General features: G+C 70.8%; 8 protein-coding genes and 1 pseudogene. 1 reads left to right on the forward strand and 8 read right to left on the reverse strand.

Translation table 11 applies throughout. The features are described from left to right. Nucleotides 1-90: 90 nt before the first annotated feature. The 7 genes from HLK59_RS46570 to HLK59_RS46600 form a co-directional block, all read right to left on the reverse strand. Entirely contained in the window at nt 91-1,098 is a 1,008-nt protein-coding gene (locus HLK59_RS46570) for an SDR family oxidoreductase (protein ID WP_171147742.1), read from the reverse strand. 69 nt (nt 1,099-1,167) lie between these two features. Then, entirely contained in the window at nt 1,168-1,731 is a 564-nt protein-coding gene (locus HLK59_RS46575) for a winged helix-turn-helix domain-containing protein (protein ID WP_171147743.1), read from the reverse strand. Nucleotides 1,732-2,030: 299 nt separating this feature from the next. Further along, a complete protein-coding gene (locus HLK59_RS46580; protein WP_171147744.1) occupies nt 2,031-2,951 on the reverse strand; it encodes a hypothetical protein in 921 nt (306 codons plus the stop codon). Between the two features lie 98 nt (nt 2,952-3,049). Further along, nucleotides 3,050-4,078 carry a glutamine synthetase gene (gene glnII, locus HLK59_RS46585; RefSeq protein WP_171147745.1) on the reverse strand — a complete coding sequence of 343 codons (1,029 nt, stop codon included), beginning with the start codon at nt 4,076-4,078 and terminating at the stop codon, nt 3,050-3,052. A 350-nt stretch (nt 4,079-4,428) separates the two neighbouring features. Further along, nucleotides 4,429-5,085, reverse strand: a complete 657-nt coding sequence (locus tag HLK59_RS46590) for a hypothetical protein (protein ID WP_171147746.1) — start codon at nt 5,083-5,085, stop codon at nt 4,429-4,431. A gap of 96 nt (nt 5,086-5,181) precedes the next feature. Then, complete coding sequence (locus HLK59_RS46595) at nt 5,182-6,009, reverse strand: hypothetical protein (RefSeq protein ID WP_240983043.1); 828 nt, start codon at nt 6,007-6,009, stop codon at nt 5,182-5,184. Nucleotides 6,010-6,067: 58 nt separating this feature from the next. Then, nucleotides 6,068-6,427: an arsenate reductase family protein gene (locus tag HLK59_RS46600; RefSeq protein ID WP_171147747.1), complete on the reverse strand. Its 360-nt coding sequence runs from the start codon at nt 6,425-6,427 to the stop codon at nt 6,068-6,070. Nucleotides 6,428-6,600: 173 nt separating this feature from the next. Here HLK59_RS46600 and HLK59_RS46605 point away from each other — a divergent pair, with 173 nt between their 5' ends. Then, complete coding sequence (locus HLK59_RS46605; RefSeq protein WP_171147748.1) at nt 6,601-6,909, forward strand: hypothetical protein; 309 nt, start codon at nt 6,601-6,603, stop codon at nt 6,907-6,909. Nucleotides 6,910-6,986: 77 nt separating this feature from the next. Here the strand turns inward: HLK59_RS46605 and HLK59_RS50625 are convergent. Further along, nucleotides 6,987-7,179 (reverse strand): annotated as a pseudogene (locus HLK59_RS50625) (winged helix DNA-binding domain-containing protein); the annotation flags it as partial.

Genomic DNA, 7,179 nt, shown 5'->3' on the forward strand with positions numbered 1-7,179 from the left:
GGGCACGGGGCCTGGACACCGGGTCAGGGGGTGGTGCTGGATACACCCCCTGGCGCACCCCCTCTGGTGCACTCCCTGGTGCGCCCTCTGTCACGCCGAGTCGAGGCCCAGCACCTTCGCCTCCACCGCCGGGTCGAGGCCCACCGCGGGCCGGTCGGACCGCTGCGGCGCGGTCCCGCCGATCTCCCGCAGCCAGCTCCAGGTGTCGGCCACGGTCTCCTCCACCGGCCGGCAGCGCAGCCCCGCCCCGACGGCCCGCGAGACGTCGGCGCTGTGCAGCGCGGCCTCAAGATCACTGCCCGGCGGCACCCACACCGGCAACTGGGTCCACGGCTCGATCCCGGCGCCGAGCACGACGTCCGGGTCGGTCCACCGCAGGTCGGCGGCGCCGCCCGTCGCCTTCGAGCAGGCGTCGAGGAGAGCGCCCATGGTGGTGTGGCCGCGCTCGCTCATCAGGTTGTACGGCCCGCTCAGCCCCCGCTCCACCCCGTCCAGGATCCACTCGGCGAGGTCGCGGACATCCACGTACTGCAACGGCAGATCCCGCGGCCCGGGCGCCAGCACCGGACCGCCGCGCGCGATCCGGGTCAGCCACCACGGCAGCCGCCCGATGTTCTCGTACGGCCCGATCAGCAGCCCCGACCGGACGAGCAGCGAGCGGTCCGCGCCGAAGACCTCGGTCGCGGCCAGCTCGCCGCCCAGTTTGTCGCGGGCGTAGTCGGTTTGCCCGGCGTCGGGCGAGGCGCCCTCCACCAGGGGGGCGTCCTCGGTGTAGCCGACGGGCGGCGCCCAGGCGTACACCGAGCAGCTCGACACATACACGTACCGTCCGGCGCGGCCCCGCAGCAGCCGCGCCGCGTCACGCACCGCGGACGGCGCCGCCGACCAGGTGTCGACGACGGCGTCCCAGGTGCTCTCGGCGTCTTCGAGGGCGGCGAGCCCGTCGGGTGTGGTGCGGTCGCCGTGCAGCGACCGCACCCCGGCCACCGGCGTGTGCCGTCCACGATGGAAGACGGTCACGTCCCAGCCGCGCCCGAGGGCCGCCTCGACGACGGCCCGTCCCGCGAACTCCGTACCGCCCAGCACCAGAAGTCTCATGGCACAGACTCTGCACGCCGGGGCGGCCCCACGGGACGGATATCTGCCGTCAGCAGACGAGCGGTGCCGTCAGTGTCCGGTCGGCGGGGAGTACTTGTAGCCGACCCGGCGGATCGTCTGGATCGCCTGGCGGTTCTCGGTGCCCAGCTTGCGGCGCAGCCGGGCGATGTGGACGTCGACGGTACGGCCGTCGCCCACGTGCCCGTAGCCCCAGACCGTGGTGACCAGCTGGTCGCGGGTGTGCACCCGGTGCGGGTGCGCGACGAGGTGGGCGAGGAGCTCGAACTCCAGGTAGGTGAGGTCGAGTTCCGCGCCGTTCACCTCGGCGGTGCGCTGCACGGTGTCGATGCGGACGAGCGGGTCGCCGTCGGTGCCGCCGGCCGGGCCCGCCGGGTCCGGCAGGAGGGGCGGCTGCTGGTCGGCCGGGACGAGCACCAGGTAGCCGATCATCGGCGGCTGGCCCGGCAGGGTGGGCAGGGTGTGCTGCGGGGCGGGCAGCCAGGTGGCGCCGGGCGGCAGGAAGTCCACGACGCCGGGGACGTCGTCCGGGCCGACGGCCCGGAGCCGATGCCGTGCGCCGCTCTCGGCAGGGGTGGGGAGAGCGGCGGTGGACAGGGAACGAGTGGTCGCCATGAGAAGTCAGCTCTTTTCGCGCGAGGAGGTTCGTCGGTGGACGTACGTCGACTGCGCGCTGGCCGAAGGCCGAAGGGGTGTACGGCTTTAGAGGGCCCGCGCGTTCACCGCGCGGCAACACACCCGGTCGAAATCGTGGTGCTGACGAGAGGGCCAGAACGGCTCGAGGTCATGGCGACCTGTCGCGCTGGGGTTCTGGAAGCTGGCCATGCGCTCATTGAAGCAGACACAGGCCCGCAACAGGAGACTCCTCTCACTGCTTGGACGCTTCCTCGACGGGAAATCGACCGTGGTGTGCATCACCCCACCAGGCGTTTGCGCCAGACCAGGGGAGTGACGGTGATGGTCCTGTCCGGATCGCCGTCCCACTCCGTGGACAACCCGACGGCATCGAGTGCGGCGACGACCTCGCGGCCCACGGCGGCGTCGGCCTCCGGACCGTTGTCGATCCCTCCGTAGTAGAGGGTGAGTTCGTCGTGCTCGGCCGCGCCACGGGTGCACTGGTAGTGGAAGAAGACGAACCCCCGGGCGCCCGCGTCCGCCATCTCGGCGCCGATCTCCGCCTTCCCGCAGCTGCCGCAACAGGCGAAGTGCTCGCGCGCGACGATGCCGGCGCCCTCCAGCGCGGCGAACGCCCGCTCCAGACGGTCCGGGTCGGTCGGCCCGGACCAGGACTCCTGCTCCTCGACCCGCTCCAGCCACAGCCGCTCGACGATCGGGCGGGCCTGGGCGGAGGTGAGCCGGTCCTCCACCATGTACACGGTCTCGCGGATGATCTCCTTGATGCCGAGATAACCGTCGGCGAGCGTCTCGCGCACATACGTCTCGGCCTGCGCGGCGACCTCCGGATCGGGCGGGGGCACCTCCTGGGGCGCCGCGAGCTCGTCGCGCTGCCAGGTGACCCCTGCGTCCCAGTCCTGCTCCTGCCGCGCCCAGCGCGCCATGACGTCCGCGACGAGATCCGGGTCCGTCACCTCGGTCACCCACATGTGGGGGACGGAGCCGGTGCGGTGCTGGAACTCGTAGACCCCGCCCGGCTCGTGGGCGACCTGGATGAACACCGCAGGCCGGTCCGGTATCCGCTGCACGATCAGGAAGTGGTCGCCCCGGCCCCCGATCCGGTGCACCAGCTCGCGCAACCGGGCGGCCGAAATCCGTGTGTGCGTCTCGCTGCTCTCCGTCTCGACCTTGATGTCGAGCGAGCCCCCGTCGATCTCCATACCCCCACCCTCGCACGTCCCGCTGACAACGCGCCGAGGGGCGTCCACCCAGCAGGTGGACGCCCCTCGGAAAAATCAGTGAGCCACTGACCGGCGGATCAGACCTGGCCGGCCTTCTCCAGCGCGGAGCAGCAGGTGTCGACGATCAGACGCGTCACCAGGTACGGGTCGACGTTGGCGTTCGGACGGCGGTCCTCGATGTAGCCCTTGCCGTCCTTCTCGACCTGCCACGGGATACGGACCGAGGCGCCACGGTTGGAGACACCGTAGGAGTACTCGTTCCACGGGGCGGTCTCGTGCAGACCGGTCAGACGGTCGTCGATGCCGGCGCCGTAGTGCTTGACGTGGTCGAGGGGCTTGGAGCCCTCACCGAGCGACTCGGCGGCGGTGATGATCGCCTCGTACGTCTCGCGCATCGCCTTGGTGGAGAAGTTGGTGTGCGCGCCCGCGCCGTTCCAGTCGCCCTTGACCGGCTTCGGGTCCAGGGTGGCGGAGATGCCGAAGTCCTCGGCGGTGCGGTAGAGCAGCCAGCGGGCGATCCACAGGTGGTCGGAGACCTCCAGCGGGGAGACCGGGCCGACCTGGAACTCCCACTGACCCGGCATGACCTCGGCGTTGATGCCGGAGATCGCCAGACCCGCCTTCAGGCAGTTCTCCAGGTGGGCCTCGACGACGTCACGGCCGAAGATCTCGTCGGCGCCGACACCGCAGTAGTAGCCGCCCTGGGGGGCCGGGTAGCCGCCCTTGGGGAAGCCGAGCGGGTAGCCGTCCTTGAAGAAGGTGTACTCCTGCTCGATGCCGAAGATCGGCTCCTGAGCGGCGAACTTCTCGGCGACCTCGGCCAGCGCGGCGCGGGTGTTGGAGGAGTGCGGGGTGAAGTCGATGTCGAGGACCTCGCACAGGACCAGGATGTCGTCGCCGCCACGGATCGGGTCCGGGCAGGTGAACACCGGCTTGAGCACGCGGTCGGAGGAGTGCCCCTCGGCCTGGTTCGTGGAGGAACCGTCGAAGCCCCAGATCGGCAGCTCGGCGCCCTTGGCGGAGTCGGCGAGTATCTTGGTCTTCGAGCGAAGCTTGGCCGTCGGCTCGGTGCCGTCGATCCAGATGTACTCAGCCTTGAAGGTCACGGGACACATCCTTCGGGGTGGGTCTCTAGGCGCATGTGCGGGTGCTGCGGCGCTGCGGCACTGAAACGCCGCGCTTGATGCCCGGCAGCCTGTCAACAGGCGATTTCCCGATCATTGCTCCGATGTGAACCCCGTGTTACCTGGTGGTTCTGTGGCGCGTCTCACGCCGTGAGGACGGCCGGTGTGCACGAGCCGACACGGAAAGCCGACAGAAACGCCTGCTCACGGCCGCGGAGCGGCAGGGGGCGGCGGCTCGTATGCGATGCGGTTGCCCAAACGCGTCGGTCCTGCCGCTCGTGGCCGCGAGCAGCAGGACCTGTGACACGTACGAAGCTTCTACGCCGTCGGCGTCACCCCACCTTCTCGATCACGGCCCGCCGGATGAGGAACTTCCCGGGCTCACGGACCTGTTCGAAAGCGGCGTTGTTCAGCAGGACACAGCTGCCGGAGACCGAAGTGACCTCCACCGTCGTGGACTTGTTGTTGTCCAGGTTGGTGACCTTCAGCTTCGTCCCCGCCGGGAACTGGTTGCTGGAGGCGGCGGGTGCCCCGCCCTCTCCGGAGAGGGTGACGGTGGAGCCGTTGCAGACCTGCTGCCCGGAGGCGGCGGCCGGTGCGCTGGGCGCGGCGCTGGGCGCGGCACTCGCCGCAGCGCTCGGCGTGGCCGGCTGTGCTGCCTGGGAGTCCTGAGCCGACTCCCCAACAGCGCACCCGGACGCCTTCTGCTGCACCTTGATCTGTGCGATGACGGCCTCGCGGTTGGCGATCCGGGCCGTGGACTGCGCGTCCGGATTGGCCCGTTGACCGTCGATGAACTTCTGGTTGTTGCCGAGGGCGGTGGCAAGTCCCTGGCAGACGACCGATTCGGCCTTGGTCTGCACATTCTGCGGGGCCTGCGAGGCGTTCGAGGTGCTCGCCATGACGAAGGCACCGCCACCCGCCACCGCGGCCGCACCGACGAACAGCGCGACCTTCTTGCCCGTGCTGACAGTTCTCCTACGCGACATGCGCGCCTCCTGAGAGCTAGGGGAGCGTACGCCGCTATGTACGAGATACCGAACGATGTTACTCAGCGGTTACAGGAGTCACTGAAGTAACCTGCGTCACACCGAACTCGGGTCCTCGTACGCCACCACGTTGTCGTCGGCGTACTGGAGGAGATCCTCGGTCTCCGCGGTGATCGCGGCCTCCTCGGTCTGCGCCCCGTCCCCCCACTGCCCGTTGGCGAACACCACGGACCGCACGGTCATCAACCGCCGGAACACCCCGGCCGACCCGGGCGGCACGGTCGGCAGCCCCGCCTCCGGCGGCGGATCGAGCGACACCACCTGATACGTCACCGGGTCCATCGAGGCCATGGCGAAGACGGTCGAGGCGTCCTGGACGGTCCGGAAGCTCAGCACGCTCACCGTCACCTGCGAGCGCCGCTCGGCGTCCGTGAACAGCGCGGCGGTCAACCGCTCGCACCCCTGCCCCTGCCGGATCAGCGCGGCCAGCTCCGGCGACATGCCCTCGGAGCAGTCGGTGGTGGTGGCCAGGTCGACGCGCTCGTACCGGGAGCCGTCGTCGAGGCGCACGCTCTTCGCGGGGAAGGCCTGCTCCGGACGGATCACGGGCCGGGCGAGCAGGGAGGGCAGGGCGGACGGGGCGCCGGAGGGCAGGGCGGCGGTGACGGAGGGGACGGCCGACGGGCCCGGGGTGGCCGACGAGCCGGAGGTGGCTGGCGGCGGGGGAGCGGCCGCCGTCCCGTCATCGTCTTTGCCCGCGTACAGCACGGCTCCCGCGGTGATCGCCGCGACGAGCACGCCACCCGTCCCCGCGGCCACCGCGCGCCGGGTGCGCCGACGCCGACGTATCCGCTCCTGCTCGACCGCCCACTGGGTGTACGGGCCCACGGCCCCGTACGGCGTTCCTTGATCACCGAAGCTCATGGCGGCGGAGAGTAACAGCGTCGGCACCCCGAACTCCCGCCGCGGGACAATCACTTGCCTATCGGGACAGAGCATCCCGTACGGCTTCGTCGGTACGGCCGACCACCGCCGTCCCGTCCTGCGCCGTGATGATCGGTCGCTGGATGAGCCTGGGGTGCTCGGCGAGCGCCTTGACCCACCGGTCGCGCGACGACTCGTCCCGAGCCCATTCCCTGAGCCCGAGCTCCTTGGCGGCGGCCTCCTGGGTGCGGGTGATGTCCCACGGTTCGAGGCCGAGGCGGTCCAGTACGTCCCTGATCTCGGCCTCGCTCGGTACGTCCTCCAGATAGCGGCGGACGGTGTAGTCGGCACCCTCGGCGTCGAGCAGGCTCAGGGCGCTGCGGCACTTGGAACAGGCCGGGTTGATCCAGATCTCCATGCCGTCCACGGTACGTGAAACCCGTTCTCCACCTGGGTCACAGCGGCCCCGAAAGCCCTTGTGGCCAGGGCCTTTTGTCAGTGGCGGAGGGTAGAATAGTAGAAGTGTTCGAGGGTGTTGCGGGGGGCGTCATGGCCTCCCGTGGACGCCCTGACCGCGACAGGAGGATGCCTGTGCCCGCTGCCGCACTGAAGCCGTTGCCCACCCAGTCGACCGTCCAGCACCCGGTGCTGCTGGACCTGCCGTACGCGCCCGTGGAGAAGCGCGCGCTGCCGCCCGGCCGCCCGCGCGAGTGGTACATCACGCACAACCGCCGCCTCAAGGCGATGCGGCTCGCCATCGCCCTGCTCGACTCGGGCGTCTACCTGCCCAACCAGGCCCGCAACGAGACGATACGGACCACGGCGGAGACGATCGGTGTCCATCCGCCGTCGGACACGACGTGCCACATGGTGCGGGCGCTGATGCGTTACGCGCGGTGAACCGTGGCGCCGGGTACCCCGTGCCGCGCGGGGTACCCGGCGCTGCCGTGTTGTGTCGGGTCGGGTCGGCGGAACCCCTACCGGACCAACTCCCGCTCCAGCGGCGTCCGGAACCTGGGCGTCACCCGGGTCGCCCCGAGCCACCCCCGCAACCGCTCCGCCTCCAGCTCGATCGCCGCCTCCGCCCCCCCACCCACCCCTACCCTCCCCACCCCCCGCCCGCCGCGCCACCCCACCGCCCCCGCGGCCCACCCCCCCCCCCCCCCCCCG

Origin of the sequence: Streptomyces sp. S3(2020) (assembly GCF_013044505.1) — a bacterium.
Taxonomy (GTDB): Bacteria; Actinomycetota; Actinomycetes; order Streptomycetales; family Streptomycetaceae; genus Streptomyces.

Coding starts and splice junctions, on each gene's coding strand:
- HLK59_RS46570 (WP_171147742.1), bottom strand. CDS start 1,098: ATGAGACTTCTGGTGCTGGGCGGTACGGAGTTCGCGGGACGGGCCGTC.
- HLK59_RS46575 (WP_171147743.1), bottom strand. CDS start 1,731: ATGGCGACCACTCGTTCCCTGTCCACCGCCGCTCTCCCCACCCCTGCC.
- HLK59_RS46580 (WP_171147744.1), bottom strand. CDS start 2,951: ATGGAGATCGACGGGGGCTCGCTCGACATCAAGGTCGAGACGGAGAGC.
- HLK59_RS46590 (WP_171147746.1), bottom strand. CDS start 5,085: ATGTCGCGTAGGAGAACTGTCAGCACGGGCAAGAAGGTCGCGCTGTTC.
- HLK59_RS46595 (WP_240983043.1), bottom strand. CDS start 6,009: ATGAGCTTCGGTGATCAAGGAACGCCGTACGGGGCCGTGGGCCCGTAC.
- HLK59_RS46600 (WP_171147747.1), bottom strand. CDS start 6,427: ATGGAGATCTGGATCAACCCGGCCTGTTCCAAGTGCCGCAGCGCCCTG.